The sequence below is a fragment of the Streptomyces sp. NPDC050145 genome (genome assembly GCF_044460245.1).
GTDB lineage: Bacteria > Actinomycetota > Actinomycetes > Streptomycetales > Streptomycetaceae > Streptomyces.
This window is the reverse complement of the sequence record NZ_JBITJS010000003.1, coordinates 472,706-493,658: the sequence shown is the minus strand read 5'-3', so window position 1 is coordinate 493,658 and position 20,953 is coordinate 472,706. Positions and strand designations below refer to the sequence as shown.

Below are 20,953 nucleotides of genomic sequence, written 5' to 3'. Positions count from 1 at the left end.
GACTGCCCATGACCACCACCGACTCCGCAACCGCTCCGGCACCCACCGGGGGCCCCTCCGAGCAGCGCGCCAGATACGCCCGCAAGTGGACCCCACGCATCGTCGCCTTCGGCGAGTTCATCGACGGCTACGACCTGCTCGTCATGGGCGCGGCCATGATCTTCCTCAAGCCCGCGTTCGCGCTGACCAACTTCGAGGTCGGCTGGCTCAGCGCCGTCGCGTTCATCGGAGCAGCCGTCGGGCTCGTCGTCTTCGGCGATCTGTCCGACCGGTTCGGACGCAAGGTCATCTTCGTCATCAACCTCGTCTTCTTCGTCGCCGCCTCGATCGCCGCAGCCTTCGTCACCGAAGTGTGGCAGCTGATGATCGCCCGGTTCCTCATCGGCGTCGCGGTGGGAATGGACATCCCGACCTCGCACGCGTACCTCGCCGAGATATCGCCGAAGGCGCGGCGCGGCCGGATAGCAGGCTCGCTGCCCAACATGATGTGGCTGCTCGGCGCCATCACAAGTGTCCTGGTCGCACTCGCACTGCGCGACGTGGCCGGGCCCAACACCTGGCGCTGGATGTTCGGCCTCGCGGCCGTACCCGCGCTCGCCGTCCTCATCGCCCGGCAGTTCCTGCCGGAGTCGCCGCGATGGCTGCGCGCGCGGGGACGGCACGAGGAGGCGCGGCAGGTGTTCGCGCTGCTCGGGGTCGAGGAGCCGAAGGCAGCGCCCGCCCCAGCAGAGCGGGACCTGCGGGAACTGCTGCGTGACGGCGCCGGGCGCCGTCTGGCGGTGGTCGCCGGGTTCTTCGCGTTCAACTCCTTCGGCGGCGCCGTCGCCACCGTGGCGGGCCCGCTGGTGATGACGGCCGCGGGGATCGGTGCCGAGCACGCGCTGTACTTCTCGCTCGGAGGCTACGCGGTCGGCCTGGCCGGTGTCCTCGTGGGCGCGCTCGTCATCGACCGTGTCAACCGGCGCACGATGGGCGTCACCGCCTGCCTCGGCGTGTTCGCCGCAGGACTCGGCATCGCCTTCCTCGGCCCGAAAAGCCACGCGGCACTGCTGGTGTTCTGGCTGGCGTACTCGCTGCTGACCTGGTTCGGCCCCGGAGTGCTCGCATGGGTGTGGTCGTCGGAGGTGTTCCCGACCCATCTGCGCGGGGTCGGCTCCGGTCTCACCCAGTCCGCGAGCCGTCTGATGGCCGCCCTCAACGTCACCCTCGTCCCCACGATGCTGGAGTCCTTCGGCCTCAAGACGGTCGCCGTCGCGGCGTGCGCGTACGTTGTGTGCGCGGGTCTGGTCGCCTCCGCGCCGTTCCTCGCCACCACCGGGGTGGAGTTGGAGGAGACCAACGCCGGCGCAGCACCGGCACAGTGATGAAGTACGAGGCGTGAAGGACGGGAACATGACGACAGCCGGGACCGACGACCTGCGCACACCGGCGGGACTGCGCCGCACCAACACCGCGGACGTCCTTCAGACCGTGCTCGGCGAGGGGCCACTGCCCCGAGCCGACCTCGCCCAGCGGCTCTCCCTCGCCCCGGGCACGGTCAGCCGGATCGTCTCCCCGCTCGTCGCCACCGGACTGCTACGGGAACTGCCCGCGCTGTCCGGTGGCGGCGGCCGCCCCCGGGTGCCGGTCGACCTGGCCACCCGGTCCCGGTACGCGATCGGCGTGCACCTGGGGCGACAGCGCACGACCGCAGGACTGGTAGATCTCCGGGGCACGGTTCAGCACGTACGCAGGCAGGAACGGGGGCCCGGATCGGCAGACGACATCATCCGCGGGGCACGGGCGTTGGTGGACGAGCTGCGCAACGACGCAGGGGGCGTGCCGATCCTCGGTGTCGGCGCGGCAACGGGCGGATGGGTCGACCCCGGCACCGGATTCGTCGTCGACAACGAGGCACTCGGCTGGCAGGCCGTCCCACTGCGCGCTCTGCTCGGCGAGGCCCTCGGACCCGATCTGCCGATCGTCGTCGACTCGGGGGCCCGTGCACACGCCACCGCCGAAGTGTGGTTCGGCTGCGCGCGCGGCGCCGACACCTCCGCCCACCTGTTCACAGGCAACGTCATCGACGCGGCCCTGGCCATCGATCGCCGGGTCCTCACCGGCGCGCGCGCCGCGGCCGGCGCGATCGGGCACCTTCCGATACAGGCGTCGGGACCGGCCTGCACATGCGGGCGGCGTGGCGTTCTGCAGGCAGTGGCATCCGACCGAGCCGTCGTCGACGAGGCAGTCACGGCCGGCCTGATCACACAGGGCGAGGACCTGTCACAGCTCACCGAACTGGCCGCGCCCGGCACGGCCGCCGACGCCCTGCTTCGCCACCGAGCCCGGCACATCGGCGCAGCCGTCGCCCATCTGGTGGACCTCTTCGACCCCGCCCTTGTCGTCCTGTCCGGCGGTGTCCTCCCCTACGTCGACGAGGTCCGCGCCGAAGCCGCCCGCCGCATCGGCCGTTCCTGGAACCCGGAGTGCGTACAGCCGACGGAGCTCGGCCCGCACGCACTCGCCGCCTCGTCAGCGGCGCCCCTGCTCGCTGCGTACTACGCCGACCCTCTGAACTTCGAGACCTTCCACTGACGTTCTTGAAAGGACTTTGACGCACGTGACAGCACCACCCGCATCTTCCGGCTGCACGGCGACAGCCAGTCTGCATCCGGTCAGCGTCACGCCCCGAACAACCTGGTTGCTGGTCAAAAGAGGCGAGGGATGGGGTGAGCTGTCGGACATCCCGCAGGACGAGGCAGCCCGGCTCCTCACCTCCACCGACCGCCTCCCGGACACATTCGCGGGCCGCACCGTCGCCGGGGGCCTGGCAACCGCGGCCGCAGACGCCATGGCACGCGCGGCCGACCTGCCCCTCGCCGACTGGCTGGCGGCACGCACAGGCAAGGAGGTCACCCGGCGCACGGTCCCGCTGTACGCCAACATCAACCGCGCGGTACGCGCCCGCACGCCGACGAGCGCGGCCGAAACGGCGGCGCGGGCGGTCGCCGCCGGGTACGACACCGTGAAGATCGCCCCATGGGACGGGCTGACCGGCCCTGACCGGGTGGCCGAAGGCCTCCGCCTCGCCCGCGCGACACGGGAGGCGATCGGCGACGAACGTCACCTCCTTCTCGACTGCCACCACTTGCTGACAGTCGACGAACTACTCGATCATGCCGAAGAGTTGGCGGAACTGCGCCTCGGCTGGCTGGAGGACACGGCGATGCTGGACGACCCGGATGGCCTGCGGGCGGTCCGCGAAGCGACCCGAACCCCCTTGGCCGGCGGCGAGTTCGCGGCGTCCGAGTCCGAGGTACTGCCTGCCCTGCGTTCAGGAGCGCTCGATGTCCTGATGCCGGACGTGAAACACGCGGCCGGCCCTCTCCAGGTACTGCGCCTCGCGGATCTCGCGGCCCGGTACGGCATCGCTGTTTCCCTGCACAACCCGAGCGGCCCGGTGGCAACGGCGGCAAGCGCCCACCTGAGCGCACTTCTGCCGTCCACCTCTCCCCCACTGGAGACGATGTTCGGCGAGGTGGAGTGGCGGGCGGCGACGGTGAGCCCGCCGGAGCCGCTCACAGCGGCCACGTACTCGCTGGGCCCCCGATCCGGCATCGGTGTGACCCCCACGGCACACGCGCGGACGGGGGTCGCATCATGACCACTGCCCTTGTCCTCGGCGCGGGCGGTGGCATCGGACGCGCCGTCGTCGACCGGCTCGCCGACGGCGGCCTCGCTGTCGTGGCCGTCGACCAGAACCCCTCGGTACTGGAGCTACCGAACGTGCACGCCGCGTTCGCCGGGGATGCCACCGACCCCGGGCTGATGGCGAACGCCTTCGACGCCGGACCCGAATCCCCATCCGTTCTGGTGCACGCCCTGCTCGCGGAAGAGCGCGCGGCATTGGGCGCGCTGACGCCTGCCCAGTGGCATCGGGTCTTCGACGTCGGACTGGTCAGCGCGTGGCAGGCCGCCGCCGAACTCGTCCAGCGCAAGGGCCCGGGGCCGGCGTCCGTCGTCCTGGTCGGCTCAGTGCACGCCCACGGGGCAGTGCCGGGCATGGCGCCGTACGCGGTCACCAAAGCTGGACTGGGCGCCCTGGCCCGCGCGGCAGCCGTGGAATGGGGCCCACTCGGCGTGCGCACGAACGTCGTCGAGCCCGGATTCGTAGCCGTCGAACGCAACGCCCACCGCTGGCAGGACCCCGCCGAACGCGACCGCATCGAGGCCGCCTACCCACTACGCCGACTCTGCTCGCCCGCCGAAGTCGCCGACGTCGTCGCCTTCCTGGCCGGGCCCACCTCTTCCTACGTCAACGGCATCTGCCTACCCGTCGAAGGCGGCACGCTCGCGGCCCTACCCGAGCTCAACATCGCTGCCGCTCAGCCCGCAGTACGCCACAGCGCACCCGCACACGCCCGCGAGTAGCACGATCGAGAGTCGTGCGGTCAGGTGCACGGCCCTGGTCAACAACGCGGGCGTCATCTGGCGCGCCCGCCTCGGTGATGTACGGGCCGAAGACTTCGACCGGGTGCACCACGTCAACGTCAACGGTCGGCTGCTGGGCATCCAGCACCCTGCTCCGCTGATGCCGCCCGGCTCCTCGATCGTCAACGTCGGTTCCCAAGGTGGTCTGCATGACCGTGACCACTCGTGTGCACGCTGGGTCCCTACGACGCCGAGGCGCCAACCGGGGTCCAGTGGTGGGGGCCAGCCCGGCGGCAGCAGTCAAGGCGCGATCGTGATCGCGCCCTGGGACACTCCCTGGGTCCGGTAGAAGTCTCCGCGCACGACCCGGTACGGCAGTTCGCCGTCATGCTCGACCTTCGCGACGCCGCCAGTCTGACCGATTGGCTCGATCACCTCACGGCGTCGAACCTCCCGGCGTGCGGGCCCTCCCCGTCCGCGGCGGCCCGCAAGAACAGCGGCGCCTGATCCTGGCCCGGTTACCGTCCCACCGATGCCGGCCCTGACTCGGGTGCCGCCGATCCCCGCGCGACTGCACCCGACAACCGTGCCGCTCATCTCTGCGCAAGAAGCCCAAGAGCCGCGAACCGAGCCACCGAGAACGTCCACTGCGTACATTGCCGGCAGCTGCCGGGACGGCACACCGAACCGTCTCGAGAATCTCCTACGACCGGGGTGAATCCTTTCCGGGCTCCCCCGCCTCTTATCCGTGTACCGGCCGCGTGGGCCGACGGAAATCAGGAGGAAACCATGGTCGTTGGCATCGTAGTGATCGGCGCGCTGCTGGTGTCCGCGTGCAGCGTGCACCTCATGAGGCGCTGGAAGAAGAGCCGTGGCTGACCAGCATCTTCACGCACAGCGCCTTCCGCGTAGGAGCAGGAGTAGGGGTAGGACCACATGACTCGACGCTCACCCTGGCCGGACAATCGGCTGATCAAGGCCGCCCAGGACGGCGACGTCACCTCGCTCACCGCTGTCGTCATCGAATCGCAGCCTCACGTGCGCAAGTTCGCCCTGTCGCTGTGCGCCTCACCGCAGGACGCGGAGGACGCGGCACAGGAAGCGTTGATCATTCTGTACCGGAAGCTCGGCACGCTGCGCGCTACCGGCGCGCTCGCCTCATGGATGTTCCGGATCGTGCGCCACGAATGCCTGCGGCAGGTGCGGTTGCTCGTTTCGCGCAGTGACCAGGCAGCAGGCGAATCGGAGGCGTGCGCGGAGCAGTCCGCCGAGGAAGCGGTGCTGCGCCAGATGGAAGCGGAGCGGATCGCGGCCGCGGTGAGTGCCCTTCCTCGTGACCAGCGGCAGGTCCTGATCATGCGGGACGTCCAGGGCCTGCCCGGCAACACCGTCGCCCGGTCACTCGGTCTGAGCAACGCCGCGATGAAGTCACGGCTGCACAGAGCCCGCGCAGCACTGCGTCACTCACTCACACCGGCCGACCAAGCAGCCGACCAGGCAGCCGATCAAGCAGCCGGAGGAGAGGCACGACCATGACCACCGTGAGAACCGCGAAGCGCACAAACACCCCGGCCGCCGAAAGCCCCGCAGCGCCCCAGACGAACTTCGCCAGCACGTCCGTCCCGCGCCACCTGGCACGCGGCACGCGGCGCCATCGGCTTCGGGCTCATCGCCGCCTCGATCGCCCTCGTGCCCGCCTTCGGCCCGGCCACCCTCCTGGCAGCCCCGCTGGCCCTGATCGCCTTCCGCGGCTGCCCCACCTGCTGGATGGTCGGCCTGGCGCAGACCATCACCCGCGGCCGTCTCGAACGCAACTGTGTGAACGGCGTCTGCACCCTCTCCAAAGTGGACCAGAAGAGGACCGACCGCTGGCCGGCGAACACCGCGACAGGTCACGCTCACCGCCCAACGCGGACCGATCCGGAATCCTGACCGCGTACCTCGACGGGAACCCCAGCACATCACCGAGGCCGTCGAGCGCGGTCTCAACCCCCTGGGCACCGACCGCATCTCCCCCTCCGCACCTGGCGGCAGGATACGCACTTCCAAGTGCCTTCTTCCGCGGTGTGAGCCGGAAATCGAGCATGGGGGGGCACAGAAACGATCACCCCTCCGAGAGGACATCCATGGCCACCGCTGCCGAAGCGTCCTACCCCACCACCGTCGTCCGCGTCCCGAACCGGAGATCTCTACTGCTGCGCAGAAAACCGCTGTTGGCCGCCTCGCTCACGCTCCTCACCCTTGGCATCGGCCTCAGCCCCACCTCGGCGCAGGCGGACAACATCGCGGCATCGATCGTGTCCCCGGCCGGGCCGGACGGAGTGGAGGTCTTCACCAAGGACACACCTCGCGGTGACGCTCCCTCCGCCAAGGCAGTCCAGGCCCTCAACGCGGCCGAGCAGCGGGCCGAAGCGAAGCCCGCGGAGTTTGCGCCCCCGTACCTCGACCGGGCCAACGGGGCCGTGGTCGCGCCCGTCGTCACATCCTCCGGCGCCGCCGCCACCGCGGCCGAGGACGTGCCGCGCGCGGCGAACAGCAAGGCGCTTCTGGCAGGCATTCAGGACGAGGCCATCGGCCTGACGAATGCCCAGATACCGGGTGCGGACGCCATCTACGCATCGCGCATCCAGGCCGACCACAACCGGGTGGTGGTCCAGGTCCGGAGCGTGACACCCCAGCTGCGCGCAGAACTCGCCCGCCGGTACGGCAGCGACAGGATCGCCATTCAACTGACCCCGGGCGCCCGCCCGCTCCAGCCCGCCTACGGGGGACGGCAGAACGACACGAGCCCCTTCCTCGGCGGAGCCTCGTTCGACGCGTCCGAATCATCCGCCATCTGCAGCACCGCGTTCGCGTGGCGCATCCCCGGCGGATATCACGGCATGCTCACCGCGGGTCACTGCATGCCGAACGGTGGCGGCGCGTGGTCCAGTGGCAATCAGTTCATGGGCTACTCGATCAGCAACAACTGGAACGACGGCGTCGGTACGGTGCGCTACCCGAACGACCCCTACGACCGCGGTGACCTGTCGCTGATCCAGGTTCCGGCGGGCCAGGCGGCGAGCGTCGCCCGCGTCTATGTCTACGGAGTGAGCTCCAGCGACTGGCGCAACGTGACGGCGCGCTGGAACCGCAAGTCGTACTACGGCGACGAGTTCTGCACCAGCGGCGCGAGGACCGGCGAGCAGTGCAACTGGACCGTGCAGAACGCGAGCATGTCCCTCAGGTACGACTCCGGTGAAATCATCCGCAATGTGACGGAGGGATACCGGAGGACCGGGATCTGCACCGACCACGGGGACTCCGGCGGCGCCGTCTACACGGTCGACGGGGCCGGCCAGGTCTGGGCCAAGGGCGTCTACAGCGGCGGCACGCTCGGCGGGTCCGACGACTGCTACGTCTACTTCACCGAGATCACGGACGCGGTGAACGCGCTGCCGGGCGACATCGCCACGCTCTGACCAGAGACGGGACGTCGGTGATGGTCCCGTGCCACCACCAGGTTGCAGGGGCCATGCCCTCTGATACCCCGCCGTCGGTCCCTCTACCAACCGGAAGTTCACGTCGTTCCCCAGCCGTCCGGCCCGGCTGCTTCGGGCCGATGCCACAGCTCATTCCTCGAGTGGTGCGATCGTGTCTTTGTGAGCGAACTGGTTGAGCATGTCGATGAGTACGACCGTGTGCTGGGTGTCGTCGAGCGAGGCGAGGCGGAGCGCCAATGCTGGCCTCATCGCATCGCAACGACGATCTGCCGTGATCGAACAGGGCGGATCCTGGTGCTGCGGCGGTCCGAGACTCACCCCCGGTTCCCGGGCTACTACGACGTGATGGTCGGCGGCGCCGTGAACGTGGGCGAGACGTATGAGGAAGCAGCGGCCCGGGAACTGTCCGAGGAGCTGGGCGTCCGTGTGCCGGTGCACTTCCTGTTCAAGTTCCTTTGCCGGAAAGGGATTGGCCCCATCTGGATCGGGGTGCATGAGGCCGTCGTGCCGGAGGAACTGGTACCGGAGTCGGGTGAGATCGGCTGGCAGGACTGGACGCAAGTGGCCGAGCTGCGCGAAGTCGTCGATGAATGGCGCTTCGTTCCGGGAGGGACGGAAGCCCTGCGCCAATACCTGGAGTCCGGATTCGGAAACGGTGCGAGGAATCCGGCAGTCGAGTGATCGGCGTTTGGCCCGCCTCGGTTCATGGTGGGCATCAACTGCAGGATCCGATGACGGTGGTTCGCGGGGTCGGAACGCGCCTGATCCTGGAATGACGTACAGGCCCGTCCGTACGGTGTGTTCTACGACTGCGGGCCCGGACTCCGCGAGCGCCGTCGGCATACTGACGTCAACGACACGTGCCCACAAGCCCAGTTGGCCTTCCATCCCACTCGCCCACGGCTATACGCTCATTCAATGCTCGTATGCCCGCCGCCGGACGTCGGCGCCGCCAGCCGGGGGAGAACGTGGACGTCACGACGTTAGCCCTGCTGGGGGCTGCGGGCGGTCTGCTTCGCGGCGCCGTGGACTTCTACGCCCGGTTCACGTCCTGGCGAGTCGATCGCCTCACCCATCGACAGTCGGTCGCGGCAGGGGCGACGCAGCCAACTCAGGACAACCGCCCACGCTTCCTCGCCTACTTCGACCCCTCCGTCGACATCGCAGCGGCCCTCGTGCATTGCCTCATGGGCGCAGGTACCGCTGCTCTACTGGGCGAGACAGGACAGATCAACGGCCAGTACGCAGCCGTCGTGGTGGGAATGTCGGCGCCCATGCTGCTCACTCAGCTCAGCCGCATCCAGACGGTGAACGAGGCGGTGACCGGCAACCGGCAACCAGCTGATGCCGAGGCGGTGGCAGCGGAGGCCGGTGCGGCTTCACCCTCCAGTGCCTTGGGCACGACGCCGGGGACCGGCGAGCCGGAGACTGCCAACACTCGCCCCGTCACCGCACCGAGGAGCGGGCCTCCCCCTCTGACACAACCGCCCGCCGAACCAGACGCGACCACGGCCGGCCCAGCCCGGCCCATTCCACGGCACTTGCCTGCGCCAAGGCCGCCGGCCACCGCGGGCGCCAGTGCCCAGACGTCCGAGCCGACGCCCGCGGAGCTTCCCGTAAATCAACCGCAGCTCTCGGACCTCACGCGCCCTGAGGACGACGGTTCCCACCCTGCAACCCCGGCCGACGGAACAACGCCTGGCCTCGACAGCCCGGGCAGGCCACGATGGCACCAGGGCCCCGCGATCGGGGAGGAGGGGCTGTGAAGAGCGCTCCGCATCTGCTCGCTGAAGATCGCCAGACCTACGAGAGAATCCTTGACGAGGTTCTGCTCAACGCCTCTGACCGCCCCGAACTGGCCAGCCTGGGCCAGCGACTCAATCCCGGGCAGCTGCGCACCATGGCACTGAACGCGACCGCCCTCATCACGGCAGCCGCAGCGCTCGAGTACGACCATTACGTACGGGTGCGCGAACAGAACCGCGACAGGGTGTTCCAGGACGAGTCATCAGACACTGCGTATGCCCCGTCGAACCTGGCTTCCGCCCCTGCCTCGTCCGTCCGCCCGGCAGCAGCTGACCGCCGCCCGCGAGCCGGCCTGGGACGTCGTCTCACCCAAACCATTCTCGGCACCCGACAATCCGGAGGCCCGCGAGCCGGCGACGGAGTGGCTCCGCAACGGTGGGCCGGGATGTCCTATGGCCGTCGTCTGCTGGCAGCGGTGATCGGCCTGCGCGTTCGCCCCGAGGCGCCGACAACGGCGGGAGCACAGCCACGGCACACGACCGCACGACCGCCGGTCCTCCGCACCCGGCGAACCCATCGGGAAGCCAGGTCTGAGGGGAATCCGGAGGAGAAGGGGGCTGGACTGCTCGCCGTCATGCTCGTGCTCGCCCCACTGCTCACCGGATGCGTAGCCGTGATCTTCTTCCTCGTCGGACTCCTGATGATGCTGCTCAACCCCGCGCCGGCCATCGCTGAGCACCTGGTGGTGGCTGGTTGGGTATTCACGGCGCTGACAGGTGCGGGCATTCTCGTCGCGGTGGCCGGGCTGGTCGTGACGGCTCTGCGTAATGACCCGACGTCGTTGCAGGCAAGCGCACACGGCAATGCCGACGAGGCGGTGGAAGAGGCCAGAGAAGCATGGGTGACAGCGCTGCGGGAGCGCGGCATCATGCCGTTCTTTACGGAGGCGCTCGAGGATCCTCCCGCCTACATCGGTCCGCGACGGAACGGCCAGGAAGATTCCGCGGGCCGTATGCCCCAACTCGGTTACCACAGACCCGGGTTCAGCAGCCCTGATAGCCCGGACAATCCCACCGGGCAGCGCCCCAGCTTCTCAAGCCCGGACTTCTCGAGCCCGGACTACGAAGGGACGGAGCACCAGCCCGAGTGACCCGCCGATCCCAGCGGAAATTGGATCGTCAATGGCGGGTCGAGCCTTCTACCGTTCCGCCATGCAGATCGTCGTGACTCTGGACTGTGCCGACACCGAGGCTCAAGCTGCCTTCTGGCTCGCTGCGCTCACCCCGCTCGGCTACCGGCGCGGATTTCACGGGCATCCCTACCTCAGTCTGGTCGGTCCCTCGCCTGCGCCCACACTGCTGCTTCAGCATGTGCCCGAACCAAAGCAGGGCAAGAACCGCATGCACCTCGACCTCGACTTTGACACGTCAGACCTCGCGTCCGAAGTCAACCGCCTTGAAGAGCTCGGGGCCGCGAGGCTCTCTGAAGAACTCAGCGAACACGGCTTTCGCTGGATTGTTGTTGCCGATCCCGAGGGCAACGAGTTCTGCGTCTTCAATCCGCCGTCCGACATCGCGGTTGTCGAGCCGTGACGTGGTTCCGCCGCTGCTGTTCTCGCCGCCGGCTCCTGTGGCGTCGTGGAAGGCCCGGCGGTAGCCGGCCTATCGGGAGCCCGCCACAGGCCGCTGCTTGTAGAAGGATTCCTCCAGGTAGGCGGTGGCGTGCGGCTGGTACGGCTCCTCCAAGTAGGCGGCCTCGTCTTCGTCGAGTTCGACGTCCACCGCGGCGACCGCGTCGGCCAGCTGGGCCGGCTTGGTGACCCCGACGATGGGCGACGTCACCACCGGGTTGCGCATGACCCAGGCCAGGGCGACCTGGGCCGGCGACAGACCCCGCTTCGCCGCGATCTCGTGGACACGCTCGGCCACTGCCCGGTCCCCGTCGCGGTAGAGGATCTTGCCGCCCTCGTCGGTCTCGGCGCGCGCCGTGGCGGCGCCCGCGACCCGCGTCAGCCTGCCCCGTGCCAGCGGGCTCCACGGGAGCACGCCGACGCCCTGGTCGGCGCAGAGCGGGAGCATCTCCCGCTCCGCTTCCCGATGGATGAGGTTGTAGTGGTCCTGCATCGACACGAACCGGGTCCAGCCGTTCAGGTCGGCCAGGTACAGCGCCTTGGCGAACTGCCAGGCGTACATGGAAGAGGCACCGATGTAGCGGACCTTCCCGGACTTGACCGCGTCGTGCAGCGCCTCGAGGGTTTCCTCGATCGGAGTGTCGTAGTCCCAGCGGTGGATCTGGTACAGGTCGATGTAGTCGGTCCCCAGTCGCTTCAGAGAGGCGTCGAGCTCGGCGAAGATCGCCTTGCGGGACAGCCCGGCACCGTTCGGGCCGGGGCGCATCCGCATCCACACCTTGGTGGAGAGAACGACCTCTTCGCGCCGGGTGAAGTCCTTGACCGCCTGGCCGACGATCTCCTCGCTGCTACCGGCGCTGTACCCATTGGCCGTGTCGAGGAAGTTGATGCCGCTCTCAAGGGCCTGCTTGATGATGTCCCGGCCGGCGTCCGCGCCCAGCGACCAGGGCTCGCCACCCCGGTCCGGCTCGCCGAAGCTCATGCAGCCGAGGGTGATGGCGGAGACTTCCAGCCCGGTCGTTCCGAGTTTGATGTATCGCATGCCTCCGAACCTAGGAATTGAAGTGCGCTCCAACGCAAATTCGGAGGCGTGGGGCATGCTCCACATCAGCGGCCAGGGGCGGCCTTGCCCCCTGGGACATGCCGACGGCGCCCTCCCGCAGCGCGACAGGCTCGGGCGGCCCTGGCCCATCCGCGATGCGGCGACACTTACACCCACCTTCGCCCAGCCCTCCGGCGGACTGAGCGACGAGCGAGGCCCGCGGACTTCGGAGGCCGGTGTGGCCCTGTCCCTACGTCGTCGCTTTCACCCCCGTGCCCAGTTGGCGTCGGGCGCGGGCGGCGGCACCGACCGGGACCGCGTCGGCGGCCAGGGCGGCTTGGACCAGGCGGACGGGGTGGCCGCTTACCGGGGGGTCGACGGCGAGGGCGGACAGGATGATGGGCTCCAGCAGGGGCCAGGCGCGGCTGACGCCGCCGCCGACTACCACCGTGGTGATGTCGAGGACGCCCGCCGTGATGACGATCGCGCGGGCGATGCCCGCTCCCGCGGCGTGGTAGACCGCGAGAGCGTCCTCGTCGCCGTGGGCAGCGGCCTCGGCGACTTCGCGGGCGGTAAGGTGGCGGCCGGTGCGGTCGGCGTAGCGAGAGCCGATGGAGCGGCCGGAGGCCAAGGTCTCCAGGTGGCCCCGGCCGCCGCATGAGCAGCGCAGGTCGCCGAAGCCGGGGATGTGCCCGATCTCGCCGGCCGCGCCGTGCGGACCCGCGTACAGGGCGCCGTTGGTCCACAGAGCGCCGCCGACGCCGGTTCCCAGGGTCATGCCGAGGACGTCGGACTCGCCGCGCACCGCTCCGCCGTAGACCTCTCCGTAGAGGAAGGCGTTGACGTCGTTGTCCAGGAAGGCCGGGACGCCGAGGGTCTCCTCGACGGCGTCGGTGACGGCGAAGCCGGCCCAGCCGCGGAAGGAGTCGCTGGCGACGAGGATGCGGCCGTTCGCGGGGTCCACAACGCCGGCGGCGCCGATTCCGGCGCCCACCAGGCGGCCCGGGGTGCGGGCCAGCAGCGGGGCGAGCGCGTCGAGCGCGGCGCCGACCATGGCCCGGCCGCCCTCGAGCGCCGGGGTGACGGCCTCCGCGCGGTCGAGGACGGTCAGATCGTCCGAGCAGAGCACCACCTGGGTGGTGGTGCCGCCGATGTCGATGCCGGCGAACAACGGCCGGAGGGTGGTGGAAATGGCTGTGTCCTGCGAGGTGTAGGGAAAGGGAAGAGGTCCGGTCACGCCTGGGCCTCCGTACGGCCGGCGGCGAGGGTGGCCAGGCGTTCGCCTCTGCGGCTCCGCTGCACCACCGGGTCGGGCACCGGCACGGCGGCCAGCAGACGGCGTGTGTAGTCGGTGTCCGGACGCAGCAGGGTCGTCCCGGTGGAGCCCTGCTCCTCGACACGTCCGGCACGCATCACGACGACGCGCTGCGCGAAGTGCTGAACGACGGCGAGGTCGTGGGAGACGAACAGGCAGGCGAAGCCGAGTTCGCCCTGGAGTTCGGAGATGACCTCCAGGACCGCTTCCTGCACGCTCACGTCGAGCGCGCTGGTGGGTTCGTCGGCGACCAGCAGCCGGGGTTCCAGGATCAGGGCTCGGGCGAGGCTGACCCGCTGGCGTTGTCCGCCGGAGAGTTCGCGGGGCGCGCGCCGGGCGAGTTCGCGGGACAGCCGGACCCGGTCGAGGACGGCGGCGACCTTGGTCTGCCGGTCCTTGGCGGACAGGTCGCGCCGGTGCACCCGGAGGGGTTCGGCGATGCACTCGCCGACGGTCATCCGGGCGTCCAGGGAAGCCACCGGGTCCTGGAGGACGACTCCGATTCCGGCCCGCAGGGCGCGGCGGGCCCGGGCACGGGTGCGGCCGAGGTCGGTGCCGAACAGGGAGACGGTGCCGGAGGTGGGCGGGATCAGGCCGAGCGCGACCCGGGCGGCGGTGGACTTGCCGGAGCCGGACTCGCCGACGAGGCCCAGGGTCTCCCCCGGACCGACCCGGAACGAGACTCCGTCGAGGGCGCGTACGGCGGACTTGCCGCGGCCGAACTCCACTCTGATGTCTCGCAGCTCGACCAGCGCTTCGTCTTCGGAGGGCCCTGGCCGGGCAGGCGAGGCCGAAGGGTCGGCCGCGGAACCGTGCGTCCGGGCCGGCACGGACGCGGCACTCCTGCCGGTGTCGTCCGTGGTCTCGGCGACGGACAGCCGGGGCACGGCGGCCAGCAGGCGACGGGTGTAGTCGTGGGTGGGGCGCAGCAGGACGTCCTCGACCGATCCGGTCTCCACGATCTCGCCCTGGTACATGACGGCGACCCGGTCCGCGAAGTCGGCGACGACGCCCATGTTGTGGGTGACGAGCAGCACGCCGGTGCGGGTCTCGACGGCGAGCCGGCGCAGCAGGTCGAGGATCTCGGCCTGCACCGTCACGTCCAGGGCGGTGGTCGGCTCGTCGGCTATGAGCAGGCCCGGCCTGTTGGCGATGGCCATGGCGATCACGACCCGCTGGCGCTGTCCGCCGGAGAGCTGGAACGGGTAGGCGCGGGCACGCTTCTCCGGTTCGGGGATGCCGACCCGGCGCAGCAGTTCGACGGCCTCGGCGGCGGCGTCCTTGGCGGACACCTCGCGGTGGTTGCGGATCACCTCGGTGATCTGCTTGCCGATCCGGGTGAGCGGGTCGAGCGCGGTGGCCGGCTCCTGGAACACCATGGAGACGGTCTTGCCGCGCAGCTCCGCGAGGCCCTTCTCCGAGGCGCCGACGATCTGGGTGCCGGCGATGACGGCGCTGCCGGTGGCGCGGGCGTTCCCGGCGAGCAGGCCCATCGCGGCGAGCGCGATGGTCGACTTGCCGGAGCCGGACTCGCCGACCAGGGCCAGCGTCTCGCCCGGCCCGACCTGAAGGGACACGTTCTTCACCGCCGGTACGTCGCCGGTCTCGGTGGTGAAGACGACGCCGAGGTCGTCGAGTTCGAGGATCGGCCCGGATGCCGCGGTGCGGGCCGCGGAGCCGTTGGTGGTGGCGGTCATCCGCGTCCCCTCACATCGAATGCGTCGCGGAGTCCGTCCCCGATCGCGTTGAACGCCCACACCACCAGGATGATGGCCAGGCCGGGCGGCAGGATGAGCCACCAGTAGCCGGAGTAGGCGGCGGTAAGACCGGCGGAGAGCATGCCGCCCCAGTCGGTCTGCGGCGGCCGAACTCCCATGCCCAGATAGGAGACGTAGGCGACCAGCAGGATGGCGTCGGCGATCTGGAAGGTCGCGGCGACAATGACGGTGGAGACCGAGTTCGGCAGGATGTGACGCAGGATCGCCCGGGCGTGCGTGCCGCCGATGGCGCGCAGGGTCAGGACGTAGTCCCGGTTCTTCAGGGTCAGCGTCTCGGCGCGGACCAGTCGGGACGGCACCAGCCAGGACACCAGGCCCAGGATGACGACGAGACCGGTCAGCCCCGGCGTGGTGATGGCGGAGACCACCAGCAGGATGAACAGCGCGGGGATCGCGATGCCGGCGTCGACGATCCGCATCATCACGCTGTCGATCCAGCCGCCCGCGTAACCGGCGGCGGCACCCCACAGAGTGCCGATGACAGTGGCGAGGACGCCCGCGGCGAGGCCGACGATCAGGGAGACCTTGCCGCCGTACATCAGCCGGCCGAGCTCGTCGTGGCCGACGGCGTCGGTGCCGAGCCAGTGCGCGCCGCTGGGGGCGAGGTTGACCTGCTGGAGCATGGTGTGGGTCTGGTCGGTGGAGTAGACCAGCGGACCGGCGAAGCAGAACAGGAAGAAGAAGACCACGATGGCGAGTCCGACGACCGCCAGCTTGTTGCGCTTGAAGCGGCGGACGGTGAGCCGTGCGCCGGAGGCCTCACGCGGCGTGGCGGCCTTCGCCGGGACCATGTCCGGCTGGATGGCGGCGCTCATGCCTGGCCTGCCTTCACTCGGGGGTCGATGATCCGCTGGACGGTGTCGGCGAGCAGGGTGCCGACGACGGTGGCGACGGCGATCACCAGGACGCAGCCCAGCAGGACCGGATAGTCGGAGGACTGCGCCGCGGTCCAGAACAGCAGCCCCATGCCGGGGTAGTTGAAGAGCTGCTCGACGACCAGGGCACCGCCGAAGAGCACCGGCACGTAGTAGCCGAGCATGGCGACCACGGGCGTCAGCGAGTTGCGGAACACGTGCCGCCACAGGATGCCGCGGGCGCTGGAGCCGCCCGCCCTGGCCGTGCGGACATAGTCCTCGGAGAGGTTCTCCAGGGTGGCCGCCCGCATGTAGCGGCTGAACACCGCGACCATGGAGGCCGCGCCCGCGACCACCGGCAGCACCAGGGCCTGTGGTTCGGAGAACACCTGGCCCAGCGTCTCGCCCTGCGGAGCCTGCGACGGGAACCACCTCAGCCCCTGGCTGAAGACCAGCACCAGGATCAGCCCGAGGAAGTACACGGGCGTGGAGTAGGCGATGAAGCTCAGCGTGGTGATGACGTAGTCCACCGGCTTGTTGCGGCGCACGGCCTGCCGCATGCCCATCGGGATGGCGAGGGCGAGGCCGACGAGAGCCGACAGCATGGTGAGGACCAAGGTCTTCGGCAGCCGCTCGGTGATGAGCTGGGAGACCGGCGCGTTGAGGGTGTACGAGGTCCCGAGGTCCCCGTGCAGCAGCTGGCCGAGGTAGTAGAAGTACTGCACGGGCAGGGGCTTGTCGAGGCCCTGTTCGTGGTTGAAGTGGGCGATCTGCTGTGCGGTGGCCTGCGGCCCGAGGATCCCGCGCGCGGGGCCTCCGGGCAGGGCGTGCAGCAGGCCGAAGACGACGATCGTCACGATGACGATCACCGCGACGGCCTGGAGGACGCGTCGTATCAGGTACGAGGAAGTGGTCATGTGTTTTCCGGTCGCTTCGTCTCTGTGGTGCGCGCGGGCGTCACCCGGACATGGACGTCACGGCGACGTGGTGGTCGGCGTGGCCGGTGTGGCGCGGGTGCGCGAGGGGTGCGCGCGGGCCCCGGGGCGGCCGTCCTGGTGGCCGGACGACTCCGCAGGCCCGCGCGGGCACCGACCGGGCTTACTTGGTCCACTTCCACATGGCGGGGTGGAAGTTGGCGAGGGAGTCCTGGGCGAAGCCGTCGAGGCCGTTCCTGACCACGGAGATCTGGTAGTCGGGCTCCGGCAGCCAGATCACGGGGAGGTCCTTGGCGAGCGCGGCGCTGTACTTCTGCACCGCTTCGCTCGAGGAGGACGTGGTGGTTTCGGTGATCAGCTTGTCGACCTCGGCGTTGGAGTAGCTGCCGAAGTTGGAGCCGCCGCCGGTGGCGAAGAGCGAGTCACCGCTCGGGTAGGCGGGGAAGTACCAGCTGCCCGCGGTGCCGAAGAAGGACAGCTGCCACTTGCAGCTCGGCTCGTCGGCGGTGCACTGGCCGGACTGCGACAGGACGGAGTTGACCGGGGCGGTCTTGATGCCGAACTTGATGCCGGTCTTCGCGAACGACGACTGCAGCGCGCTCATCATGTTGTCGGTCACGGTCGAGCCGGACTGGGACAGCACCTGCATCTCGAACTTGGTGCCCTTGTCGACGCCCGCACCGCACTGGTTGTCGCCGGTGCCGGGGCTGTGGCACACCATGGTGCCGCCCTGCTCGGTCCAACCGTGGTCGGTGAGCAGCTTCTTCGCCTTGGCCGTGTCGAAGGGGTACGGGTTGCTCTTCTGCTCCGGGGAGACGAAGGGCGAGTCCTGGCCCTGCGGGATCGGGCCGTAGGTGGAGACGGCGGTGCCGTTGAAGACCACCTTGGAGAGGGTGGCCTGGTCCACCGACATCTGGATCGCCTGGCGGGCGTACAGCTGCTTGAACACCGGGCCCATGGTGGGGTTGTTGAAGTTGTACGGCATGTAGGTGATCGCCCAGCCGGTCCACGGCTTCACCGAGTAGCCCTTTGCCTTGAAAGAGGACTCCTGGCTCAGGTCGGTGGCGTTGATGTAGCCGTAGTCGACGGTGCCGGCGCGGAGGGCGTTCTCCTCGGCGTCGGTCGTGGTGAACGGCAGCAGATTGACGTTCTTGATGTTGGCCTTGCCGCCGCCGTCGTACTTCGCGTTGGCGGTCAGCTCGACCTTGCCCGCGGTGGAGAACGACTTGATGGTGTAGGGGCCGCTGACCGTCTTCCACAGCGGGTCGGTCGCGTAGCCGGAGATCTTCTTGGCGGCGTTGTTGAGGTACGTCCAGACCTTCTTGGCGCCGGCGGCGGTGCGGTCCAGGTCGGAGACGGCGCCGGACTCGCTGGTCTTGTCCCAGACGTGCTGCGGCATCGTGCGGATCATGCTCAGCTCGTTGGCGAGCATCCACTCCTGGTTGTACGCCTTGTCGAAGGTGATCGTGAAGTGCGTGTCGTCGACCGTCTTGAAGGAGGTCCAGTTGTCCGGTGCCTTGCCCGGGCTGAAGCTTGCCCAGTCCGCCTTGTTGGCCTTGACCAGGTTGAACCAGAACTCCACGTCGCGTGAGGTGATCTGCTTGCCGTCGCTCCAGTGACGATCGCCGAGGGTGATCGTCACGCTCTTGCTGTCGGCGGCGAACTTCGCGTCGCGGGCCAGCGAGTTGTCCTTGTTCCAGTCGACCTTGCCGGTGGAGCCGTCGTACGCGATCAGCGGCTCCCAGACGGCCTGGGATATGGAGGAGTTGTTGGTGTTCAGATGCGAGGCCGTGCCGACCGGGAGGATCCAGTTCGGCGTGAAGTTCGCCGGGAGGGCGTAGTTGATGGTGTCCGACGTTGCCGAACCGGAGGCCGACGAGGTACCGCCGCCGGAACAGCCGGTGAGCAGCGCGGCGGTGGTGACGGCGGCACCCGCGACGAGGGCCCGGCGGCGGCCGGCCGCCGTGTGAGCAAGGAACATGGCTCTCCTCAGTGTGAAAGGACCCGTCCCGGGAGACCGGGTCGACGCCGCGGGGTCGGCGCTGTGTACGGCCGACAGTCAATGACGGAAGCCCCGAACAAACAAACAAAAATTAATAACAAGTAAGTTTCTGCAATTTCGACAAAACTTCCCCTCCTCCGCTCCAGGTGCCTCGGGCGGTGTCTACGCGCCGATTTGAGGCGATTTCACTTGCACGGACGTTCTCCACTTTCTTCTTGGCCCTATTCCCCGCCCACTTGGACGGGCGTACTGTCTCCATCACACCCACCGTTGCGGAAGTTACTTCGTACATGACAGAAATAAGTGCACGGGACCGCAAGACCACCAAGGGCGTGTCCCCCAAGAGCACAACCACCCTTGCCACGCGGGTCCTCGAACTCGTCGCCTCGGGCCAGGCATCGTCCCGTGCCGAACTCGCGGAGCTCCTCGGCACGGCCGCCTCCACCATCTCCCTCACCGTGGCTCAACTGGTCGAGCGCGGGCTCATTGCCGAGGAGGGCACCCAGTCCTCCACCGGCGGCCGCCCCCGCAGGGTCCTGAGGGCGGGCAGCAACGACGAGTACGCCGTCGCCGCCGACGTCGGGGGCCGCCATGCCCGGATCGGTGTGGTGCTCCCGGGCGGCGGCGTCCGTGACGTCGCCAACGTCCCGTTCGAGGTCGCCGACGGTCCCGAGGCCGCCTTGCCGAGGCTCGCCGAGCACCTGGAGTCCCTCGCCGAGCAGCACGGACGCGACCGGCTGCGGGGTGTCGGGCTCTCACTGCCCGGGCCGGTGGACGTCGCCTCCGGTGCCGTCGTGCTGCCGTCCCGGATGCCCGGCTGGAACCGCTTCCCGGTCGCCGCCTGGCTGGAGGAGCGCTTCGGGGTCCCGGCCGCCGTCGACAACGACGCCAACTGCATGACCGTCGGCGAGCAGAGCGTCAGGCCCGCCGACCACCGGCAGTCCATCATGGTGAAGATCGGCTCGGCGATCGGTGCCGGTGTCATCGCCGACGGCCGCCTCTACCGGGGCGCCACCGGAGCCGCCGGCGACATCACCCACATCCGCATCGACGGCGGCGCCGACATCCCCTGCTCCTGCGGCAACACTGGCTGCCTGGAGACGGTGGCGTCCGGCGCCGCGCTCGTCCGCATCCTGCGCGAACGCGGCCTCGACGTCTCCAGCCCCGAGGACGTGGTACGGCTCGCCACCGACGCCGACCCGGAAGCCACCCGCGCCGTCCGCAGGGCAGGCGACCACCTCGGCCAGGTACTCGCCGCCAACGTCAACTTCTTCAACCCGGACGCCGTCTACCTCGGCGGCATCCTCTCCACCCTCGAACCGTTCGTCGCCGCGGTGCGCAGCAAGCTCTACGAGAGCTGCCACCCGCTGGTGACCGAACACCTCACCATCGAGCGGGCCAGTCTCGGCGCCGACGCCGGCCTGGTCGGCGCCGGGCTCTTCGCCCTGCAGCGCGCCCTGACCCGCGCCCTCGGCGACATCGTCCGCGCCGCCCCCGGCGCCGACCGGCAGCACACAGCCGCCGGCCGCAGGGGGATCTGACGCCGCTGCAAAAAGCCTGACAGCCACGGAAATTACTCCGAGCACACGGCGACACACCCGCCCGGGAGCCACGGCCCGTACCCCGACTCCCGGGCGATCCCCGCTCTGCGCCCCTCCCCGAGCCCTGAACCCAGGGTCCTGTCCAGGGCCCACTCCCGAAGTCCCCGCACCCGCCCGGATATCGAAGTCCGCGGCACGCCCCTCGCGGCGGGCCGCGG

At 69.5% G+C, this 20,953-nt stretch carries 17 protein-coding genes and 1 pseudogene; 12 read left to right on the top strand and 6 right to left on the bottom strand.

The annotated features are described in order from the left end of the window. Window positions 1–8: 8 nt before the first annotated feature. The 11 genes and pseudogenes from ACIBTU_RS08935 (at window position 9) to ACIBTU_RS08885 (ending at window position 11,230) form a co-directional block, all read left to right on the top strand. Window positions 9–1,364, top strand: a complete 1,356-nt coding sequence (locus ACIBTU_RS08935) for an MFS transporter (RefSeq protein ID WP_399125283.1) — start codon at window positions 9–11, stop codon at window positions 1,362–1,364. A 28-nt stretch (window positions 1,365–1,392) separates the two neighbouring features. Beyond that, window positions 1,393–2,574, top strand: coding sequence for an ROK family protein (locus ACIBTU_RS08930; protein WP_399125282.1), 1,182 nt, complete (start codon window positions 1,393–1,395; stop codon window positions 2,572–2,574). 25 nt (window positions 2,575–2,599) lie between these two features. Continuing rightward, window positions 2,600–3,643: an enolase C-terminal domain-like protein gene (locus ACIBTU_RS08925; RefSeq protein ID WP_399125384.1), complete on the top strand. Its 1,044-nt coding sequence runs from the start codon at window positions 2,600–2,602 to the stop codon at window positions 3,641–3,643. Next, entirely contained in the window at window positions 3,640–4,410 is a 771-nt protein-coding gene (locus tag ACIBTU_RS08920) for an SDR family NAD(P)-dependent oxidoreductase (protein ID WP_399125281.1), read from the top strand. The genes ACIBTU_RS08925 and ACIBTU_RS08920 overlap by 4 nt, the downstream gene beginning before the upstream one ends. A 6-nt stretch (window positions 4,411–4,416) precedes the next feature. Continuing rightward, a pseudogene (locus ACIBTU_RS08915) lies at window positions 4,417–4,618 on the top strand (SDR family oxidoreductase); the annotation flags it as partial. A gap of 728 nt (window positions 4,619–5,346) precedes the next feature. After that, entirely contained in the window at window positions 5,347–5,946 is a 600-nt protein-coding gene (locus ACIBTU_RS08910) for an RNA polymerase sigma factor (RefSeq protein ID WP_399125280.1), read from the top strand. Window positions 5,947–6,099: 153 nt separating this feature from the next. Next, window positions 6,100–6,342 carry a hypothetical protein gene (locus ACIBTU_RS08905; protein WP_399125278.1) on the top strand — a complete coding sequence of 81 codons (243 nt, stop codon included), beginning with the start codon at window positions 6,100–6,102 and terminating at the stop codon, window positions 6,340–6,342. A gap of 194 nt (window positions 6,343–6,536) precedes the next feature. Then, window positions 6,537–7,871 carry a S1 family peptidase gene (locus ACIBTU_RS08900; protein WP_399125277.1) on the top strand — a complete coding sequence of 445 codons (1,335 nt, stop codon included), beginning with the start codon at window positions 6,537–6,539 and terminating at the stop codon, window positions 7,869–7,871. Between the two features lie 180 nt (window positions 7,872–8,051). Beyond that, a complete protein-coding gene (locus ACIBTU_RS08895; protein ID WP_399125276.1) occupies window positions 8,052–8,573 on the top strand; it encodes an NUDIX hydrolase in 522 nt (173 codons plus the stop codon). Window positions 8,574–9,654: 1,081 nt separating this feature from the next. Continuing rightward, window positions 9,655–10,788: a phage holin family protein gene (locus ACIBTU_RS08890; RefSeq protein WP_399125275.1), complete on the top strand. Its 1,134-nt coding sequence runs from the start codon at window positions 9,655–9,657 to the stop codon at window positions 10,786–10,788. Between the two features lie 61 nt (window positions 10,789–10,849). After that, window positions 10,850–11,230 carry a VOC family protein gene (locus ACIBTU_RS08885; RefSeq protein WP_399125274.1) on the top strand — a complete coding sequence of 127 codons (381 nt, stop codon included), beginning with the start codon at window positions 10,850–10,852 and terminating at the stop codon, window positions 11,228–11,230. A 69-nt stretch (window positions 11,231–11,299) separates the two neighbouring features. Here the strand turns inward: ACIBTU_RS08885 and ACIBTU_RS08880 are convergent, their stop codons facing one another. The 6 genes from ACIBTU_RS08880 to ACIBTU_RS08855 all read right to left on the bottom strand — a co-directional run bounded on the left by ACIBTU_RS08880 (window position 11,300) and on the right by ACIBTU_RS08855 (window position 19,173). Continuing rightward, a complete protein-coding gene (locus ACIBTU_RS08880; RefSeq protein WP_399125273.1) occupies window positions 11,300–12,310 on the bottom strand; it encodes an aldo/keto reductase in 1,011 nt (336 codons plus the stop codon). A 250-nt stretch (window positions 12,311–12,560) separates the two neighbouring features. Then, window positions 12,561–13,481 carry an ROK family protein gene (locus tag ACIBTU_RS08875; protein WP_399125383.1) on the bottom strand — a complete coding sequence of 307 codons (921 nt, stop codon included), beginning with the start codon at window positions 13,479–13,481 and terminating at the stop codon, window positions 12,561–12,563. 62 nt (window positions 13,482–13,543) lie between these two features. Then, on the bottom strand, window positions 13,544–15,322 hold the full coding sequence (locus tag ACIBTU_RS08870; protein ID WP_399125272.1) for a dipeptide ABC transporter ATP-binding protein: 1,779 nt from the start codon (window positions 15,320–15,322) through the stop codon (window positions 13,544–13,546). Next, window positions 15,319–16,218 (bottom strand): ABC transporter permease, encoded by a 900-nt coding sequence (locus tag ACIBTU_RS08865; RefSeq protein WP_399125270.1) that lies wholly within the window; start codon window positions 16,216–16,218, stop codon window positions 15,319–15,321. The genes ACIBTU_RS08870 and ACIBTU_RS08865 overlap by 4 nt, the downstream gene beginning before the upstream one ends. Further along, window positions 16,215–17,174, bottom strand: coding sequence for an ABC transporter permease (locus tag ACIBTU_RS08860; RefSeq protein WP_399125269.1), 960 nt, complete (start codon window positions 17,172–17,174; stop codon window positions 16,215–16,217). Before ACIBTU_RS08860 ends, ACIBTU_RS08865 begins: the two co-directional genes overlap by 4 nt. Before the next feature lie 181 nt (window positions 17,175–17,355). Next, the gene (locus ACIBTU_RS08855; RefSeq protein ID WP_399125268.1) at window positions 17,356–19,173 is read right to left on the bottom strand and encodes a peptide ABC transporter substrate-binding protein; all 1,818 of its coding nucleotides are present in this window, start codon (window positions 19,171–19,173) and stop codon (window positions 17,356–17,358) included. A gap of 311 nt (window positions 19,174–19,484) precedes the next feature. On the opposite strand from ACIBTU_RS08855, the gene ACIBTU_RS08850 reads away from it, so the two are divergent. Further along, complete coding sequence (locus ACIBTU_RS08850) at window positions 19,485–20,735, top strand: ROK family protein (protein WP_399125267.1); 1,251 nt, start codon at window positions 19,485–19,487, stop codon at window positions 20,733–20,735. The last annotated feature ends 218 nt before the right edge of the window (window positions 20,736–20,953 follow it).

What these genes read in the sequence shown, in the direction of transcription:
- ACIBTU_RS08935 (WP_399125283.1), top strand. Translation starts at nt 9, where the DNA reads ATGACCACCACCGACTCCGCAACCGCTCCGGCACCCACCGGGGGCCCC.
- ACIBTU_RS08930 (WP_399125282.1), top strand. Translation starts at nt 1,393, where the DNA reads ATGACGACAGCCGGGACCGACGACCTGCGCACACCGGCGGGACTGCGC.
- ACIBTU_RS08920 (WP_399125281.1), top strand. Translation starts at nt 3,640, where the DNA reads ATGACCACTGCCCTTGTCCTCGGCGCGGGCGGTGGCATCGGACGCGCC.
- ACIBTU_RS08910 (WP_399125280.1), top strand. Translation starts at nt 5,347, where the DNA reads ATGACTCGACGCTCACCCTGGCCGGACAATCGGCTGATCAAGGCCGCC.
- ACIBTU_RS08900 (WP_399125277.1), top strand. Translation starts at nt 6,537, where the DNA reads ATGGCCACCGCTGCCGAAGCGTCCTACCCCACCACCGTCGTCCGCGTC.
- ACIBTU_RS08885 (WP_399125274.1), top strand. Translation starts at nt 10,850, where the DNA reads ATGCAGATCGTCGTGACTCTGGACTGTGCCGACACCGAGGCTCAAGCT.
- ACIBTU_RS08880 (WP_399125273.1), bottom strand. Translation starts at nt 12,310, where the DNA reads ATGCGATACATCAAACTCGGAACGACCGGGCTGGAAGTCTCCGCCATC.
- ACIBTU_RS08870 (WP_399125272.1), bottom strand. Translation starts at nt 15,322, where the DNA reads ATGACCGCCACCACCAACGGCTCCGCGGCCCGCACCGCGGCATCCGGG.
- ACIBTU_RS08865 (WP_399125270.1), bottom strand. Translation starts at nt 16,218, where the DNA reads ATGAGCGCCGCCATCCAGCCGGACATGGTCCCGGCGAAGGCCGCCACG.
- ACIBTU_RS08860 (WP_399125269.1), bottom strand. Translation starts at nt 17,174, where the DNA reads ATGACCACTTCCTCGTACCTGATACGACGCGTCCTCCAGGCCGTCGCG.
- ACIBTU_RS08855 (WP_399125268.1), bottom strand. Translation starts at nt 19,173, where the DNA reads ATGTTCCTTGCTCACACGGCGGCCGGCCGCCGCCGGGCCCTCGTCGCG.
- ACIBTU_RS08850 (WP_399125267.1), top strand. Translation starts at nt 19,485, where the DNA reads ATGACAGAAATAAGTGCACGGGACCGCAAGACCACCAAGGGCGTGTCC.